We start from the raw sequence: 17,353 nt of genomic DNA, 5'->3' as shown, positions 1-17,353 counted from the left end.
TTTCAAAGCGAATTTCTTTTTCCTAACTTTATAAAAAAAAGAAATGCTCAGGAAAATCATATATCTGGTCGCGGCGGTTCTGGTCGCGGTGCTTTTATTTCGCTATTGCGAATTCAAAAAAGAAGATGCTTCATCGATCGATTACAATACCAATTTAATTCAGCAGCAAATCGTAAACGTTGCGAAATTGGTCGTTACCGAAGGCCATTTTTCTCAGGTATTGACCTACAAAGACCAGGATAAATACCTGATGAACATGATCTCGTTCGACAAAAAAGCGCTGATCGTCGTCAATGCCAATGTTACTGTTGCGTATGATTTGCGCCAGGTTAAATACGATATCGACGAAAAAAACAAAACAATCACGATTTTAAACATCCCGAAAGAAGAGATTAATATTAGTCCGGACATTCAGTTTTACGATGTCACGCAAAGCAAACTCAATCCGTTTACAGGCGACGATTACAACAAGATCAACAAATCGGTTCGCGCCAATCTGGCAAAGAAAATGGAGAAATCGGCGCTTAAAGCCAATGCGCAAAACCGCCTGATCAGCGAATTGTCAAAAATCCTGATCCTTACCAATACGATGGGATGGAAATTGCAATACAACGGAAAAACCATTGAGCGTGAAAATGACCTAAAAACGAATCTGGCTTTGTAAAATATTTATTTTCAATGATTTAATTCTGGATTTTCATCCCATCAAAATACGACATTAGTCGTATTTTTTTATGACTTCCACTCCGATAGCTTTGCCTTATAACTTTAAAAACTTTTTAAGATGGAAGCTAAAAAACTATTTTCAACCTTCAAATTATGTGTTTTGTTTGTGTTTGCCGCTGTGGCGAATATGAATGCAAACAACGTTCAGATCACCGATACTTCGGTTTCGGGATCAAACATCACCTTTAAGATCAGCTGGGACAACAGCTGGAACGCAAATGTGGCTCCGGCCAATTGGGATGCGGTCTGGATTTTCATCAAATACCAGGATTGCAACACGCGTTTGTGGGCTCACGCCGGACTCAGCACTTTAGCGGCAGACCATTCGGCAGTTTCGCCATTGCAGGCCGATCCGGTTTCTGACGGAAGAGGCGTTTTCGTACGCAGAAGCAGCATCGGCGGCGGATCGATCACAAACGCTACCATCACTTTAAAAATGACGATCCCTGCCGGAAGCTACAATTATAAAGTCTTCGGGATTGAAATGGTAAACGTACCGCAAGCCACATTTGACATTGGTGACGGCGCCAGCGGAAACACGTTCAACAGCATTTCAATCAATGCATCTTCACAATCCGGCGGACTGACTTCTGCGGCAATCGGCGGCGGATCGGCAGCGGTTCCTTCGACTTTTCCAATGGGCTACAACTCTTTTTATGCGATGAAATATGAGATTTCCCAATTGCAGTACGTAGAGTTTTTGAACAGCTTAACGTATGACCAGCAAAGGGCGCACACGGCAAACGATCCAATTGGTGCAGTTGGAACTTATGCGATGTTTACGGGATTTAATTACAGGAACGGAATCCGCATCGGAACACCGGGAAACAACGGAGCCATTCCTGCAATCTACGTTTGCGATGCCACTCCGGGAGTAGAAAACAACAGCGATGACGGACAAAGCGTGGCCTGTTCAGGCTTGAGCTGGAATGATTTATCGGCATACTTGGATTGGGCTGCGTTGCGTCCGATGACCGAACTCGAATTTGAAAAAGTGTGCCGTGGGACTTTACCGCGCGTTGCCGGGGAATATCCTTGGGGAACAACCGATATTACTGTTGTTTACAATACGCTGCCGCAAATCCTTAACGATTACGAGCCAAATGAAAATTTCAGCCCGGCGGCAAACGGTGCTTGTGCGACAGGCGTAGGAAGCTTAAGCGGAATTTACGGCCCGTTAAAAGTGGGCGTTTTCGCATCAGGAACTTCAGGGCGCGCATCGGCAGGTGCATCATATTACGGTGCCATGGAAATGGGCGGAAATCTTAACGAACGTGTCATTACGACTTCAAACAACATCGGGACAGGATTCAACGGAACTTTAGGAGATGGAACGATTTCTCCTGTCGGATTGGCAAATCAGGCAACCTGGCCTTCGCCAACAACGGCAATTGGAGTCGCTTTCAGAGGTGGAAATTACATTGAAGGCGCAACAACGGTACGTACTTCACACAGAAACACAGCGGTAGATGCCGACAGATATCCTGCTTATGGCGGACGTGGTGTGAGATAATCATTTGATTCATGGGTTGTGACAAGAAGTTTTGTCATGAAAATCATAAATAATTTAAAATCAAATGAGATGAAAACAACTAAAAAATATACGGTTGTATGGATGGTTTTGCTATTCGCACAACTGTCGGCTTTCGCCCAATACCACGGCGGATTGTCTGACGGTGCAGCGCTCAGTACGATTTCCAATGCAACCTGCAGCCAGCAGCCGCCATCCTTTTTTGCCTATTTTGGCGGCGAAGGCGATACGGCCACTGTAGCTGAATTGATCAGCACGAGCTGCAGCACGCCGCCTTCACAAATCGCTTACATGGGCGGTCAGGCCGATGGCGCGGCAGTAGCAGAACTCGGCAGTACGGTTTGTGGCATTCCGCCATCATTTTTCGCTTATATGGGCGGTGAATCGGATGGTGCGGCAGTTTCAGATCTGATTCCGTCAATCTGCGGATTTCCGCCATCATTTATAGCCTATTTCGGAGGCGCCGGAAGCGGAGCAGCAATGGATGTCATTGCGAGTTGCCCGATTACGCCACCTGTTGCGAATTTTACGGCTTCGACAACAACAATCTGCGTTGGAAATACCGTAACTTTTACAGATACTTCGGCTAGTGCGCCATCAGTATGGAACTGGAGTTTCCCAGGTGGAACACCGGCAACATCAACGGAGCAAAATCCAACGGTACAATACAATTCCGCCGGAGTGTACAGCGTCACGTTGGTTGCAACCAATTTCAACGGAAGCAATACCAAAACAATCAGCGATCTTATCGCCGTCACCGCAGTTCCGACCGTTTTAACCACGACGCCGGGCAGCAGATGCGATACCGGAATCGTAGCGTTATCGGCGACAGCCAGCGCCGGAACTTTAAAATGGTACAACGTTGCAACAGGCGGAAGCGCTTTGGGAACAGGCGTTAATTTCAATACACCATCAATTGCAGCAACGACAACTTATTATGTAGAAGCAGCGGTTGGAACGTGTGCATCGGTGAGAACTGCAGTCATTGCAACTGTAAATGCCACGCCATCGGTTGCGGCGACAACGCCAAATTCACGTTGTGATTCGGGATCGGTCAATCTTTCAGCAACTGCCAGCGCCGGAACATTGAGCTGGTTTGCAGCATCAACAGGAGGAACGGCTTTGGGAACCGGAACGACATTCGCAACACCGATAATCAATGCCACGACAACATTCTATGTCCAAGCGGCAAACGGAACGTGTATTTCTCCAAGAACGGCAGTCATTGCAACAGTAAATGCAACGCCAACAGTAACCGCAACAACGCCAGGATCAAGATGTGATTCGGGAACAGTTGTGCTCTCAGCAACGGCAAACACAGGAACGCTAAATTGGTACAATGTGCCCGCAGGCGGATCGGTTTTAGCAACCGGAAATTCATTTACAACACCGTCAATTTCAGCAACGACTACTTATTATGTGGAAGCAACGACTGGAAGTTGTGCATCGGCAAGAACGGCTGTGATCGCTACGGCAAATGTGACTCCGGCAGTCAATTCGACGACTCCGGCAGCACGATGCGATTCGGGCAGCGTCACATTGGCCGCGACCGCAACAGCAGGAACTTTAAGATGGTATAATGTGGCATCTGGCGGATTGGTTTTAGCCAGCGGAAACAGTTTTGCGACGCCATCGGTTTCAGCAACTACGACTTACTATGTTGAGGCAGTGAACGGAAGCTGTCTATCTGCAAGGACAGCAGTCATTGCGACCGTAAATGCCACGCCAACAGTCACATCAACGATGCCGGGCAACCGCTGCGGAAATGGAATCGTGACCTTACAGGCAACAGCAAGCGCCGGAACTTTAAACTGGTATTCATCTGCAACCGGCGGCACTTTATTGGCAACCGGAACCAGCTTTTCGCCAAATGTTTCTGCAACGACAACGTATTATGTAGGAGCTTCAAATGCAAGCTGCAATTCAGCAAGAACGGCAGTCATTGCAACGGTAAATGCACAACCGGAAATCACGGCGACAACGCCAGGCTCGAGATGCGATTCGGGAATTGTAAACCTTTCTGCAGTCGCGAGTTCCGGAACGGTAAATTGGTATAATGTGGCAACTGGAGGCGCAATTCTGACCACCGGAAGTTCATTCGCGCCAAGCATTACGGCAACAACTATATTTTATGTGGAAGCGGTAAATGCAAGCTGTTCATCCGGAAGGATTGCAGTTTTGGCAACAGTAAATGTTTCTCCGATAATTGTTGCGACAACAGCGGGAGCACGATGCAATCCGGGCGCGATTAACCTGAGCGCTTCGTCAAATTCGGGAACCATCAGCTGGTACAATTCGGCTACAGGAGGAACGGCATTGGCCACCGGAAATTCGTTTTCTCCAAACATAACGGCAACTACCATTTATTATGTAGAAGCGGCAAACGGAAGCTGTGTTTCGCCAAGAATTGCAGTAGCAGCCACTATCAATGCAGTTGCTGCGCCAACGGGAACACAAAACCAGACTTTCTGCGGCCAGGAAACGGTTGGGTTGATTGTTGTAAATGGCGAAAATGTCGTTTGGTATGATGCGCCGGTAAACGGAAATGTGGTGCCAAATAATACGCCAATTGTTAGCGGAACAACTTATTACGCTTCGCAGACTGTTGATTGTGAGAGCCAGTCACGACTCGCTGTCACCATGACTTCAGGAAATTGTCTTGATGTAAAAGGATTTGATAAAGACGCATTGAAAGTCTATCCGAATCCGGTAAGCGACATCCTGAATATTTCTTATACACAGCCGATTGAAAATATTGAGGTTGTGAATATGCTTGGGCAAATGGTGTATTCAAAAACAGTGCATGCCACAGATTCTAAGATTGATATGTCGCGTTATTCCGCTGGAACATATCTGGTCAGGATTTCAATTGACAATGCCATAAAAACATACAAAGTCATCAAAAAATAATTTGATTGTTTTTAGTAGTTTTTTTAACCGCCTTCGGGCGGTTTTTTTATTTCCGAAAAATAATATGCCTATATTTGAGCATGAAGATTACTGACAGGAAAACCGATATTGTATCCATTTCAGCCAAGCTTTTCAAGGAAAAAGGCTACAGCGCCGTAACGATGCGCGACATTGCGCAGGCACTTGAAATCAAAGCGGCGAGTTTGTATAATCACATCAAATCGAAACAGGAAATTTTGGGTTTGATCGTGGTCGGAATCGCTGAAGAATATACTTTTACGATTCGTACGATCGAAATTTCAGAAGCAACTTCGATTCAAAAAATTGAAAATGTCATTCAGTTGCACATCGATATTACGGTTAAAAATCCCGATGCTTTGGCTTCGCTGAACAACGACTGGATGCATTTGCCGAAAGCAGAATTATCTTATTTTTTACAGATGCGTGAAGAATATGAAGACATTTTCCGGCGTATCGTTAAAAAAGGAATTGTCGATGGTGAAATCAAAAACTTAAATTCGGAAGTCATTATTTTTTCAATTCTTTCGACAATCCGAACCTTATATTTATGGTACGGAAAAAAGAAAGAATTTTCTGCCGCTACCTTAAAATCAAATCTCAGTAAGGTTTTACTCGAAGGAATTGTCTAGTTTTTAATCCGAATTGTCTTGTGAAATTTTGATGCAATCGGTTAATTTACAGGCTGATTGTAACTTTTCAAACGTTATCGTAAAGCGTAAAGAAATATTACTTAAATTTGCATAGTAAACTAACGATTGTTAGTTGAATTTTTAATCGATTTCAAAATTAGAAATGGCAAAATTTCATCCCATAAAAGTGCTTGACGTGTACAAAGAAACCAAAGACTGTTCGGTGGTTTCGTTTGATATTCCGGCAGCAATGAAAGCCGAATTCAAATATTTGCACGGCCAGCACCTTACGTTGCGCGCGTTAATTGACGGAAAAGAAGTGCGCCGTTCTTATTCCTTATGCTCAAGTCCGGTTGAAGACAAATGGCAGGTGGCAATTAAAAAAATTAATGGCGGGCAATATTCGGCTTTTGCCAATGAAACGCTGAAAAAAGGGGATGTGGTTGAACTGATGCCGCCAATTGGAGTTTTTACTTCTAAAATCGAACCCGAAAATGCTAAAAATTATATTGTTTTTGCAGCCGGAAGCGGCATTACGCCAATTTTATCGATCATCAAAACACATCTGGCACTCGAGCCAAAAAGCAAATTCCAGCTTTTTTACCTGAACCGCAGCGTCAAATCAATTATCTTTAAAGAAGAAATCGAACAGCTCAAAAATAAATATTTCGGTCGTCTCGAGATTTTTCATTTCCTGACGAAAGAGCACCGCAACATTGAACTGCTGAACGGCCGTTTTACGAAAGAAAAATTACAGGTTTTAACCGAAAAAATCATAGACATTCCGTCGGTTGACGACTGTTTCATTTGCGGGCCGGAGGAAATGATTTTCCTGATCCGCGACGAATTGGCCGCAGCCGGATTGTCAAAAGACAAGATCCATTTTGAATTGTTCAACACCGGAAATTCTGAAGCCGACAAACAGCGCGTCAGTAAAATCCTCGAAAAGAAAGTTGAAGGCACCGATGTCACGATTATCGATGGCGGAAAAGAATTTCATTTCATCATGGACGACGATTACGACAACATTCTCGATGGCGCACTTGCAGCCGGAGCCGATTTGCCGTTTGCCTGCAAAGGCGGCGTTTGCAGCACATGCCGTTGCAAAGTCATCGAAGGAACAGTCGAAATGAAAGTCAATTATGCGCTCGACGAAAACGAAGTGGCGAAAAATTACATATTAAGCTGTCAGGCAGTACCGACTTCTGAAAAAGTGGTGGTCGATTTTGGAGCGTAAATTTTAATTGATAATTAACGATTAATAATATCGCTGTTTGCGAAAAATTGGTGTCAAAAAATAAACCATTAAGAAATTAAGTTTCATTAAGCGTAACGCAACTTAATTTTTCTTAATTCCTTGATGGTTCAAAAAACAATAACTAAATTTTAAAGTTATGAGTGAAATCGAAATGAAAGAACTGGAAGCGATTTTCGACCAAAAGATCGCCAATGACGAAAAGATCGAACCCAAAGACTGGATGCCGGAGAAATACCGCAAAACGCACATCCGCCAGATTTCCCAACACGCACATTCTGAAATTGTCGGCATGCTGCCAGAAGGAAACTGGATCACGCGCGCACCTTCACTCAGAAGAAAAGTGGCGCTTCTGGCAAAAGTCCAGGACGAAGCCGGACATGGTTTGTATTTATACAGCGCCTGCGAAACTTTGGGCGTAACCCGCGAAGAATTATACGAACAACTGCATTCGGGCGAAGCCAAATACTCGAGCATTTTCAATTATCCAACCGTAACCTGGGCCGATATGGGCGCGATTGGCTGGCTTGTTGACGGAGCAGCGATAATTAATCAGGTTCCGCTCACGGCGACTTCGTTCGGTCCGTATGCGCGTGCGATGGTGCGCGTGTGCAAAGAAGAAAGTTTCCACCAAAGACAAGGGTTTGAAATCATGATGACATTGGCAAGCGGAACACAAGAACAAAAAGACATGGCCCAGGATGCCTTAAACCGCTGGTGGTGGCCATCTTTAATGATGCTTGGGCCAACAGACGCCGAATCGGTGCACACCGAACAATCGATGAAATGGAAACTCAAACGCAAAACTAATGACGAATTGCGCCAGCAGTTTATCGACCAAACGGTTCCGCAAGCAGAATTAATCGGCTTGACCATTCCTGATCCGAATTTAAAATGGAACGAAGAAACCAAACGCTACGATTTCGGCGCATTAGATTGGGACGAATTCTGGCAAGTCGTAAAAGGCCACGGCCCATGTAACAAAGCCCGAATGGATGCGCGAAAAAATGCCTGGAGCAAAGGCGAATGGGTTCGAGATGCCGCAATGGCCTACGCAGAAAAACAAGAATTAAAATTAGAAACAGCATAACAGTCGAAAGTCAGAAAGTCCAAAGGCGAAAGATTTGCGGACTTTAGACTTTAGACTCTCCAACTTTAAGACTATGAAGAATTGGCCACTTTGGGAAGTATTTGTAAGAAGTAAAAACGGACTCGAACACCGCCATTGCGGAAGTTTGCACGCCAGCGATGCAACAATGGCGCTCGAAAATGCCCGCGATGTTTACACCAGAAGAATGGAAGGCGTCAGCATTTGGGTCGTTCCGTCAAAGGAAATCACAGCTTCAAATCCTGATGACAGCGCCGAATTATTCGATCCCGCAAAAGACAAAGCCTACCGCCATCCGACTTTTTACGAATTGCCGGAAGAATTAAAACACATGTAATTTAAATTTTACCATCAAGAAATGAAGTGGCATTAAGTGCAACCAAAACTTAATTTTCTTAATGTCTTAATGGTTCAAAAATATTCAAATGCAAAATAATTTAGTTCAATATATTTACGGAATTGCCGACAACGCCCTGATTTTAGGACAGCGCCTCGGCGAATTGTGCGGCCACGGCCCAAATCTCGAAACCGATATCGCGATGACAAATATCGCTTTGGATTTGCTCGGGCAAACGCGCAGTTATTACCAATATGCCGCAAAACTTACAGGAAATGAAGCGACCGAAGACACAATTGCATTTCTGCGAAGCGAACGCGAATACAAAAATGTGTTGATCGTCGAACAACCGAATACCGATTTTGCGTATTCCATCGGACGCCAATTTTTATTCGATGTCTATCATTTATTGATGCTCGAGCAATTGCAAAACAGCAGCGACGAAACGCTTCAGGCAATTGCAAAAAAAAGCATCAAGGAAGTGTCATACCACAAGCGTTTTTCATTAGATTGGATCAAACGTCTCGGCGACGGAACCGAAGAAAGCCACACAAAAATGCAAAACGCGATTAACGATCTATGGACGTTTACCGACGAATTGTTCTACCAAACCGATGCCGATAAAGCGATGGTTTCAGAACAAATCGGTGTCGATGTCACCCAATTAAAAGACACATACTATTCAATAATTTCAGATATTTTAACCGAATCAACATTGCAAGTTCCGGATCTCAAATATTTTCAAAAAGGAGGAAAACAAGGCATTCACAGCGAGCACATGGGTTATATATTAGCCGATTTGCAGTATATGCAACGTACGTTTCCAAATATGAACTGGTAGCATTAGGAGCTATTTCCCGCTTTTCACAGTATCTTTTATTCCATTCCATTGCATAAAAGGATACCTGCTTCAATCGGGGCTAGTGCCAGGAATAAATAATAATGAATCTGCGTAGATCCGCGCAAATCGGCATCCAAAAAATGACAGTACAACAAATACATATTGACCCAAAACTCGCCGCGATCCTCGAATCGGTCTCCGATCCCGAAATTCCGGTGCTGTCGATCATGGAAATGGGTGTCGTGCGCACAGCCGAAATCAAAAACAACATCGCTGAAATCACAATTACGCCCACGTACAGCGGCTGTCCCGCAATGGACGTTATCGGTGACGACATCAAAAAAGCGTTCGCAGCAAAAGGTATCGAAGCCAAAATTGACCTCGTTTTAGCGCCAGCCTGGACCACAGATTGGATCACACCCAAAGGCCGCAAAGCACTCGAAGATTACGGAATCGCCGCGCCATTAGAGCCCGAAGCTGATATTGAGGCTTTACTCGGAAATAAAAAATTAGTAAAATGCCCGCAATGCGGCTCACAAAATACCAAAATGATCAGCCAGTTCGGATCAACAGCCTGTAAAGCATTTTTTCAATGCCAGGATTGCCAGGAACCTTTTGATTATTTCAAATGCCTTAAGTAATTAATAATTAACAGTTAATAATTAATAATGAGTTCCATTGTCTTAAAAACAGAAAATAACATTGCCTATATCACGCTGAACCGCCCGGAAGTATTCAACAGTTTTAACCGTGAAATGGCGCTTTTAATGCAGCAAACTTTAGACGATTGTGCAAACGATACAAACGTTCGCGCGATTGTCATCACAGGAGCCGGAAAAGCATTTTGCGCCGGACAGGATTTAAAAGAAGTCACGACACCGGAATTAAATCCGGGTTTCAGGAAAATATTAGAAGAACATTACAATCCGATCATTTCCAGAATCCGAACCATTGAAAAACCGATTTTAGCTGCCGTAAATGGCGTTGCTGCAGGAGCCGGAGCTAATATCGCACTCGCTTGTGATATTGTTATCGCTGCCGAAAATGCTGCGTTTATTCAGGCATTCAGCAAAATAGGATTGGTGCCCGACAGTGCCGGAACTTTCTTTTTGCCACGATTGATCGGTTTCCAAAAAGCATCGGCGTTGATGATGCTCGGCGATAAAGTTTCAGCAACTGAAGCATTAAACCTCGGAATGATTTATAAATTTTATCCGATTGCAATTTTCGAAGAAGAAATCCAGAAAATCGCTGCGACATTAGCAAACATGCCAACAAAAGCCATTGGATTAACCAAAAAATTACTCAATGAATCGCTGTCAAATAATCTGCAACAGCAACTCGCTTTAGAATCTGATTTGCAAATTGAAGCGAGTTCGTCAAACGATTACCAAGAAGGCGTAAATGCATTTATGGAAAAAAGAATGCCGGAATTTAAAGGGAATTAATTAGTAGAAGCAAACAGAAAAATCCGCGTGAATCTGCGTTTATTCGTGTGAATCCGTGTTCAAATAAGAAATATGAAAGTAGCAGTAATCGGATCAGGAACAATGGGAAGTGGCATTGCACAAGTGACGGCGACTGCGGGTTGTTATGTGAAAATTTACGACACAAGTTCGGAAGCGTTATCTAAAAGTAAATCGGCATTGGAAAAGACGCTCGCAATGTTGCTTGAAAGAGGCAAAATCGATGATTCGGAAAAAAACAGAATGTCAAATTCAATTGCTTATGTTAATGACTTAAATGAGTTATCCGATGCTGATCTGGTTATTGAAGCGATCGTAGAAAACCTCGAAATCAAACGCAAATTATTCTCAGAGCTCGAAAATATCGTTTCAGAACATACGATTTTAGCGTCAAATACTTCCTCATTATCCATCGCGTCAATTGCCGCCTCATGCGAAAAATCAGACCGCGTTATCGGGATCCATTTTTTCAATCCTGCACCGTTGATGCAATTGGTCGAAGTCATTCCGGCGATCCAAACGAGTGAGGAAGTTTTAAATAAAACCATCCAGATCATTTCCGATTGGAAGAAAGTCGTGGCTGTAGCCAAAGACACGCCGGGATTTATCGTCAATCGTCTCGCACGTCCGTTTTATGGCGAAGCACTCCGTTTGTATGAAGAAGGAAAAGCCGATTTTGCAACGATCGATTGGGCAATGAAAACTTTTGGTGGATTTCGGATGGGACCATTTGAACTGATGGATTTTATCGGACATGACGTCAATTATATCGTAACGGAAACCGTATTCACCGCCTTCTATTTCGATCCCAGATACAAACCGTCTTTCACTCAGAAACGTTTGCTAGAAGCAGGCTTTTTAGGCAAAAAATCGGGTCGCGGATTTTACAATTATTCGGAAGCAATGCCCTTGCCGACTGAGAACGACAATTTGGGTAAATACATTTCCGGACGCATTTTAGTCATGCTGATCAACGAAGCCGCCGATGCTTTGTTTTTAAATATCGCTTCGGCAAAAGACATAGACAACGCGATGACCAAAGGCGTTAATTACCCAAAAGGATTGCTGGCGTGGGCAGACGAAATTGGAATTGATTGGTGTGTTTCGGTACTCGATGGCTTGTACAACGAATACCATGAAGACCGATACAGATGCAGTCCGCTACTTAGAAAAATAAACGCCGAAAACAAAACTTTTTTCTAATGGAAGGCACAGCAATCCCATATAAAATGTTGTCGCTTGATCCGTTTAGCCAATGGCTCGGTATCGAAATCCTGGAATGCGAAATCGGTAAATGCAAACTCGGAATGACCGTTCGCCCGGAAATGTTAAACAGCATGCAAAAAGCGCATGGTGGCATTACGTATTCATTAGCCGATACCGCATTTGGATTTGCGGTGAATACCAACGGAAGATTTGCAGTTTCAATCGAAACCTCGATCAACCATATTGAAGCTTTGGAAGCAGGAGATTACATTACCGCCGAAGCCACATTGGAAAGCCTCAAAAACAAAATCGGATTTTACATAGTCGAAATCAAAAAAGAAAATACCCTCGTTGCTTTATTTAAGGGTGTTGCTTATCGAACAGGTAAAGAATGGGAAGACAATTAACAATTGATAATTGACAATTGATAATGAGGGCAGCATTGTCCATTATCAATTGTCCATTATCCATTAACAAAAAAGATGGAAGCATACATTATAGATGGCGTTCGAACGCCAATAGGAAATTACCAGGGAAGTTTGGCAAGTGTTCGTCCGGACGATCTGGGTGCATTGGTCATTAAAACCATCTCGGATAAACATCCTGAAATTCCAGCCGACGCTTATGACGATGTCATTATGGGCTGCGCGAATCAGGCTGGGGAAGACAACCGCAATGTGGCGAGAATGTCGCTGTTATTGGCAGGTTTGCCACAAACGGTGCCAGGAGAAACAGTCAATCGTTTGTGCAGCTCGGGATTGTCGGCAATTATTCATGCCAACAGAGCGATCAAAGCCGGTGATGGCGATGTGTTTATCGCAGGCGGAATTGAAAATATGACACGCGGGCCATTAGTCGTTTCAAAACCTTCTGCTGCTTACGGAACCGATTCTAAAATGTATGATTCAAGTTTCGGATGGCGTTTTGTTAATCCGAAAATGAAGGAAATGTACGGTGTGGATGCGATGGGCGAAACCGCAGAAAACCTGGTTGAACAATATGATATTTCCCGCGAAGATCAAGATCAGTTTGCAATGAACAGCCAGTTGAAAGCTGCAAAAGCACAACAATCCGGGCGTCTGGAAAAGGAAATTGTTGCAGTTGAAATTCCACAAAGAAAAGGCGATCCGATCGTTTTTTCAAAAGACGAATTCGTAAAACCAAATACGTCAATGGAAGGTTTGAGCAAATTGCGAGGCGCTTTTAAAAACGGCGGAAGCGTAACTGCAGGAAATTCTTCGGGATTGAATGATGGCGCAGCTGCAACCATTATCGCATCGGAAATAGCAATCAAAAAATACAATTTAAAACCGCTGGCAAGAATCGTAAGTTCGGCAGTGGTTGGCGTCGAGCCTCGAGTCATGGGAATTGGCCCGGTTGAAGCGACCAGAAAAGCATTGGCGAAAGCCGGATTGACATTAGACCAAATCGACATCATCGAACTCAACGAAGCGTTTGCCGCACAAAGCATTGCAGTGATTCGTACACTCGGTTTAAAAGACGACGATCCGCGAATCAATCCGAATGGCGGCGCGATTGCCATAGGACATCCGCTTGGCGTAACCGGAGCAAGAATCGCCTATTCCGCAGCATTGGAATTGCAACTGACAGGAAAACGCTATGCATTAGTAACAATGTGTATCGGTGTCGGTCAAGGCTACGCGATGATTATTGAACGTGCATAAAGCAAAAACAGAATGATAACCAATAAGGCTTAATGAACTTAATGTTCTCAATGGTTTAAACAAAAATATAAATGTTCAAATTATGAGCAAACTAGGAAATTACATCAACGGACACTGGACAGAAGGAACCGGAGAAGGCACGCCCTTATTCGATTCTGTCACCGGCGACATCATTGCAAATGTTTCTACCGAAGGCTTAAACTTCGAAGAAATCCTGCATTACGGAAGAACCAAAGGCGGCGAAAAACTTCGCAAAATGACCTTTCAGGAACGTGGCAATATGATCAAAAAACTGGCTTTGTATTTAACAAAACGCAAAGAACAGTTTTACGAACTAAGTTACAGAAGTGGCGCGACAAGAGTCGATTCATGGATCGATATCGAAGGCGGATTCGGGAATTTGTTTGCCAATGCATCGCTGCGGAAATTGTTTCCAAACCAACCTTACGACGTCGAAGGCGATCCGATCGATTTGTCACGCGGCGGCCGATTTATGGCGCACCATATTTTAGTTCCAAAACCCGGAGTTGCCGTTCATATCAACGCGTTTAATTTCCCGATTTGGGGAATGCTTGAAAAATGTGCAGTCAACTGGATGGCCGGAATGCCCGCAATCGTTAAACCAGCAACATCAACTTCGTACTTAACTGAAGCTGTTGTAAAGGAAATTATTACTTCCGGAATTTTGCCCGAAGGCGCACTGCAATTGATTTGTGGTTCTGCCAATAAAATTCTGGATTTTGTAGAATCCCAGGATGTTGTGACTTTTACAGGTTCGGCATCAACAGGAAGAATGCTCAAATCACATTCGAGAATCATCTCTGAGTCGGTACCGTTCAATATGGAAGCCGATTCTTTAAATTGTTCTGTTCTGGGCGAAGACGCCGTTCCCGGAACACCCGAATTTGATTTATTCGTCAATGCCGTACGTTCTGAAATGACCGTGAAATGTGGACAAAAATGTACCGCGATCCGCCGCATCATCGTTCCCGAAAATTTAATTGAAGATGTTCAAATCGCACTCGGAAAAGCCTTAGGCAAAGTCACGATAGGCGATCCGAGATTAAAAGAAGTGCGTATGGGTTCGCTTGTTTCGAGTGATCAAGTCGAAGAAGTCAAAATGCGCACGCGCGAAATCGCAAAAACCGCAGCCATCGTTTACGGCGATTACGATAAAATTACAACGGTCGGTGCCGATGCCACTAAAGGCGCTTTCATAAGCCCGATGTTGCTGCGCGAAGACCAGCCATTCAAAAATACGATTGTCCACGAAACCGAAGCTTTCGGGCCGGTTGCTACGATTATGCCTTATAAAAATTTAGATGAAGCAGTTGAATTGGCCAAATTGGGAAAAGGCTCACTCGTTTCTTCCATCGTGACAAATTCTGATAAAATCGCCAAAGATTATGTTGTAAACGCAGCCTCGCACCACGGCAGAATATTGGTTTTAAACCGTGAAAATGCCAAACAAAGCACCGGCCACGGCTCGCCATTGCCACAACTCGTTCACGGCGGCCCAGGTAGAGCAGGCGGTGGAGAGGAAATGGGCGGCATCCGCGGCATTCGTCATTACATGCAGCGTTGCGCGATCCAGGGTTCGCCAACAACTTTGACTGAAATCACCGGAATTTACCAAGCCAATTCAAAATACAAAGAAGCGCCTGAACATCCGTTTAAATACCATTGGGGCGATATCGAACCGGGCATGTCATTAAAAACGCACAAACGCACCGTTACCGATACTGATATCATCAATTTTGCGAATTTAACGTGGGATCATTTTTACGCGCATACGGATATTACATCGCTTAAAGGCAGCATTTTCGAAAAAAGAACGGCACACGGTTATTTCATCTTAGCCGCTGCCGCGGGATTGTTCGTGTATCCGAATAAAGGCCCGGTTGCCGCAAATTACGGACTCGAAGAATGCCGTTTTTTAAAGCCGATTTACCACAACGATACGATCTATGTGCGTTTGACCTGCAAACAAAAAGTAGAACGCGACAGTCGGGGTGAAGAATTGCCAAGTGGAATCGTAAAATGGTTTGTTGAGGTTTTTGACAACAATGACGAACTTGCAGCCGTTGCCACAATTTTAACGATGGTTCAGAAAAAATCACCATTTGTCCAAATCAGCAACAGCAATATTGATGATTATCTGACAAAATTAACAGTTAATCACAAAGCCAATTGGGGAACCATGACGCCGCAGCACATGCTTGAGCACTTCGAAAAAACATTGCGTTATTCTTCAGGAGAATTCCAGGATTTTGAAATTGCCACGCCCGAAGAAAACTTCGAAAAATGGCGCGAAACGATTTTCAACCACCGCGCGATGCCAATCAATCACAAACATCCGCTGATGAAACAAGACGGACTGGAAGATTTGGCTCATCCGGATTTGGAATCTGCGAAGCAAAAATTAAAAGAAGCATTCCATCAATACGAGCAATTTTTTAAGGAAAATCCAGAAGTGCGTACTAAAAATGTCGTTTTCGGCATGATGGACAAATTCGAATGGGATTTGCTGCATACGAAACATTTAAATCATCATTTCAACCAGTTTGGAATTTTATAAATAACGATTTTCAGGAGCTTTTTCCTGCTTTTGGCTTTATCTCTCCGCTGCGCTACGAGGATACCGCCGCAATCAGGGCTAGGCGATAGAATCAATAGGAAAGAATCAATGATGCCTTAATGAACCTTCATTTCTTAATGGTAAAAAAAATATAAAAATGGTTACAGACGCATACATTTGAACGAATTTGATATTAAGAGGAGAAAGTTTGGCAGACTTTTGGTTTTTTCCAATGGCTGTCAGGTGCTTTTTAAAATAAAATTAAAGATATGAACGACGCATACGTAAAACAGAATACACAAAACAACATCGCCACAATCGAGTTTTTTCACCCAGAGCAAAATTCTCTGCCCGGAAATATTCTCTCATTATTGGCACAAACGATCACCGAAGCCGGAAATTCGCCGGAAGTCAAAGTCATCATACTAAAAAGTGGTTGCGACCGAACATTCTGCGCAGGCGCCAGTTTCAAGGAACTCATCAACATCAACGATGCAGAAACCGGAAAGGTATTTTTCTCAGGCTTTGCCAATGTGATCAACGCGATGCGAAAATGCCCAAAATTCATCATCGGAAGAATCCAGGGAAAAACAGTTGGCGGCGGCGTTGGGATTGCAGCAGCCACCGATTATTGCATGGCAACAAAATTTGCAGCAATCAAATTAAGCGAACTGAATGTTGGTATCGGACCATTCGTAGTTTCACCGGCAATCGAAAGAAAAATCGGCGTTTCAGCCATGTCGCAAATCGCGATCGATGCCAATAATTTCTATGACGCGGAATGGGCGAGAAGCAAAGGCTTGTTTGCCAATGTCTATGAAAGCATTGAAGAAATGGATGCTGCTGTCGAAGCATTTGCTTTGCATTTGTGTACTTATAATCCGGAAGCCATGCTCGAAATGAAAAAAATTTTCTGGAAAGGCACAAACGACTGGGACAGTTTATTAGCCGAACGCGCAGCCATCAGCGGCCGTTTGGTATTATCGGATTTTACGAAAAAGACGTTAGAGAAATTTAAATAAAATGACGAATGATCAACGACGAATTACGAACGAAAACC

Annotated in this window: 15 protein-coding genes; all 15 read left to right on the top strand. The window is 43.8% G+C overall.

Translation table 11 applies throughout. The features are described from left to right. Positions 1–43 precede the first annotated feature (43 nt). The 15 genes from BLS32_RS00360 to BLS32_RS00290 all read left to right on the top strand — a co-directional run bounded on the left by BLS32_RS00360 (position 44) and on the right by BLS32_RS00290 (position 17,315). Positions 44–664: a DUF4230 domain-containing protein gene (locus tag BLS32_RS00360; RefSeq protein ID WP_091391336.1), complete on the top strand. Its 621-nt coding sequence runs from the start codon at positions 44–46 to the stop codon at positions 662–664. Positions 665–784: 120 nt separating this feature from the next. Further along, positions 785–2,239 carry an SUMF1/EgtB/PvdO family nonheme iron enzyme gene (locus BLS32_RS00355; protein ID WP_091391335.1) on the top strand — a complete coding sequence of 485 codons (1,455 nt, stop codon included), beginning with the start codon at positions 785–787 and terminating at the stop codon, positions 2,237–2,239. A gap of 69 nt (positions 2,240–2,308) precedes the next feature. After that, positions 2,309–5,167 carry an Ig-like domain-containing protein gene (locus BLS32_RS00350; RefSeq protein ID WP_170227496.1) on the top strand — a complete coding sequence of 953 codons (2,859 nt, stop codon included), beginning with the start codon at positions 2,309–2,311 and terminating at the stop codon, positions 5,165–5,167. An 80-nt stretch (positions 5,168–5,247) separates the two neighbouring features. After that, a complete protein-coding gene (locus tag BLS32_RS00345; protein WP_091391333.1) occupies positions 5,248–5,817 on the top strand; it encodes a TetR/AcrR family transcriptional regulator in 570 nt (189 codons plus the stop codon). A gap of 163 nt (positions 5,818–5,980) precedes the next feature. Next, positions 5,981–7,054, top strand: coding sequence for a 1,2-phenylacetyl-CoA epoxidase subunit PaaE (gene paaE / locus BLS32_RS00340; RefSeq protein ID WP_091391332.1), 1,074 nt, complete (start codon positions 5,981–5,983; stop codon positions 7,052–7,054). A gap of 157 nt (positions 7,055–7,211) precedes the next feature. Next, positions 7,212–8,162 carry a 1,2-phenylacetyl-CoA epoxidase subunit PaaA gene (paaA, locus tag BLS32_RS00335; protein ID WP_091391331.1) on the top strand — a complete coding sequence of 317 codons (951 nt, stop codon included), beginning with the start codon at positions 7,212–7,214 and terminating at the stop codon, positions 8,160–8,162. 73 nt (positions 8,163–8,235) lie between these two features. Next, positions 8,236–8,517 (top strand): 1,2-phenylacetyl-CoA epoxidase subunit PaaB, encoded by a 282-nt coding sequence (gene paaB, locus BLS32_RS00330; protein ID WP_091391330.1) that lies wholly within the window; start codon positions 8,236–8,238, stop codon positions 8,515–8,517. Positions 8,518–8,605: 88 nt separating this feature from the next. Beyond that, the gene (gene paaC / locus BLS32_RS00325; protein ID WP_091391329.1) at positions 8,606–9,358 is read left to right on the top strand and encodes a 1,2-phenylacetyl-CoA epoxidase subunit PaaC; all 753 of its coding nucleotides are present in this window, start codon (positions 8,606–8,608) and stop codon (positions 9,356–9,358) included. A gap of 140 nt (positions 9,359–9,498) precedes the next feature. Next, entirely contained in the window at positions 9,499–9,999 is a 501-nt protein-coding gene (gene paaD, locus BLS32_RS00320) for a 1,2-phenylacetyl-CoA epoxidase subunit PaaD (protein ID WP_091392305.1), read from the top strand. A gap of 27 nt (positions 10,000–10,026) precedes the next feature. Then, positions 10,027–10,806, top strand: coding sequence for an enoyl-CoA hydratase-related protein (locus BLS32_RS00315; protein ID WP_174799807.1), 780 nt, complete (start codon positions 10,027–10,029; stop codon positions 10,804–10,806). Positions 10,807–10,878: 72 nt separating this feature from the next. Further along, a complete protein-coding gene (locus BLS32_RS00310; RefSeq protein ID WP_091391327.1) occupies positions 10,879–12,027 on the top strand; it encodes a 3-hydroxyacyl-CoA dehydrogenase NAD-binding domain-containing protein in 1,149 nt (382 codons plus the stop codon). Further along, a complete protein-coding gene (locus BLS32_RS00305) occupies positions 12,027–12,437 on the top strand; it encodes a PaaI family thioesterase (RefSeq protein WP_091391326.1) in 411 nt (136 codons plus the stop codon). The genes BLS32_RS00310 and BLS32_RS00305 overlap by 1 nt, the downstream gene beginning before the upstream one ends. A 75-nt stretch (positions 12,438–12,512) precedes the next feature. Then, entirely contained in the window at positions 12,513–13,715 is a 1,203-nt protein-coding gene (gene pcaF / locus BLS32_RS00300) for a 3-oxoadipyl-CoA thiolase (protein WP_091391325.1), read from the top strand. 82 nt (positions 13,716–13,797) lie between these two features. Further along, complete coding sequence (paaZ, locus tag BLS32_RS00295; protein WP_091391324.1) at positions 13,798–16,293, top strand: phenylacetic acid degradation bifunctional protein PaaZ; 2,496 nt, start codon at positions 13,798–13,800, stop codon at positions 16,291–16,293. Between the two features lie 269 nt (positions 16,294–16,562). Then, a complete protein-coding gene (locus BLS32_RS00290) occupies positions 16,563–17,315 on the top strand; it encodes an enoyl-CoA hydratase/isomerase family protein (protein ID WP_091391323.1) in 753 nt (250 codons plus the stop codon). Positions 17,316–17,353: the final 38 nt, after the last annotated feature.

Origin of the sequence: Flavobacterium noncentrifugens (genome assembly GCF_900100375.1) — a bacterium.
GTDB classification, from domain to species: domain Bacteria; phylum Bacteroidota; class Bacteroidia; order Flavobacteriales; family Flavobacteriaceae; genus Flavobacterium; species Flavobacterium noncentrifugens.
Note: the sequence above shows the minus strand (reverse complement) of the source record. Positions and strands in the feature narration are given on the sequence as shown.

Excerpts from the sequence above, each read along its gene's own strand:
- BLS32_RS00360 (WP_091391336.1), top strand. The coding sequence starts at position 44 with ATGCTCAGGAAAATCATATATCTGGTCGCGGCGGTTCTGGTCGCGGTG.
- BLS32_RS00355 (WP_091391335.1), top strand. The coding sequence starts at position 785 with ATGGAAGCTAAAAAACTATTTTCAACCTTCAAATTATGTGTTTTGTTT.
- BLS32_RS00350 (WP_170227496.1), top strand. The coding sequence starts at position 2,309 with ATGAAAACAACTAAAAAATATACGGTTGTATGGATGGTTTTGCTATTC.
- BLS32_RS00345 (WP_091391333.1), top strand. The coding sequence starts at position 5,248 with ATGAAGATTACTGACAGGAAAACCGATATTGTATCCATTTCAGCCAAG.
- paaE (WP_091391332.1), top strand. The coding sequence starts at position 5,981 with ATGGCAAAATTTCATCCCATAAAAGTGCTTGACGTGTACAAAGAAACC.
- paaA (WP_091391331.1), top strand. The coding sequence starts at position 7,212 with ATGAGTGAAATCGAAATGAAAGAACTGGAAGCGATTTTCGACCAAAAG.
- paaB (WP_091391330.1), top strand. The coding sequence starts at position 8,236 with ATGAAGAATTGGCCACTTTGGGAAGTATTTGTAAGAAGTAAAAACGGA.
- paaC (WP_091391329.1), top strand. The coding sequence starts at position 8,606 with ATGCAAAATAATTTAGTTCAATATATTTACGGAATTGCCGACAACGCC.
- paaD (WP_091392305.1), top strand. The coding sequence starts at position 9,499 with ATGACAGTACAACAAATACATATTGACCCAAAACTCGCCGCGATCCTC.
- BLS32_RS00315 (WP_174799807.1), top strand. The coding sequence starts at position 10,027 with ATGAGTTCCATTGTCTTAAAAACAGAAAATAACATTGCCTATATCACG.
- BLS32_RS00310 (WP_091391327.1), top strand. The coding sequence starts at position 10,879 with ATGAAAGTAGCAGTAATCGGATCAGGAACAATGGGAAGTGGCATTGCA.
- BLS32_RS00305 (WP_091391326.1), top strand. The coding sequence starts at position 12,027 with ATGGAAGGCACAGCAATCCCATATAAAATGTTGTCGCTTGATCCGTTT.
- pcaF (WP_091391325.1), top strand. The coding sequence starts at position 12,513 with ATGGAAGCATACATTATAGATGGCGTTCGAACGCCAATAGGAAATTAC.
- paaZ (WP_091391324.1), top strand. The coding sequence starts at position 13,798 with ATGAGCAAACTAGGAAATTACATCAACGGACACTGGACAGAAGGAACC.
- BLS32_RS00290 (WP_091391323.1), top strand. The coding sequence starts at position 16,563 with ATGAACGACGCATACGTAAAACAGAATACACAAAACAACATCGCCACA.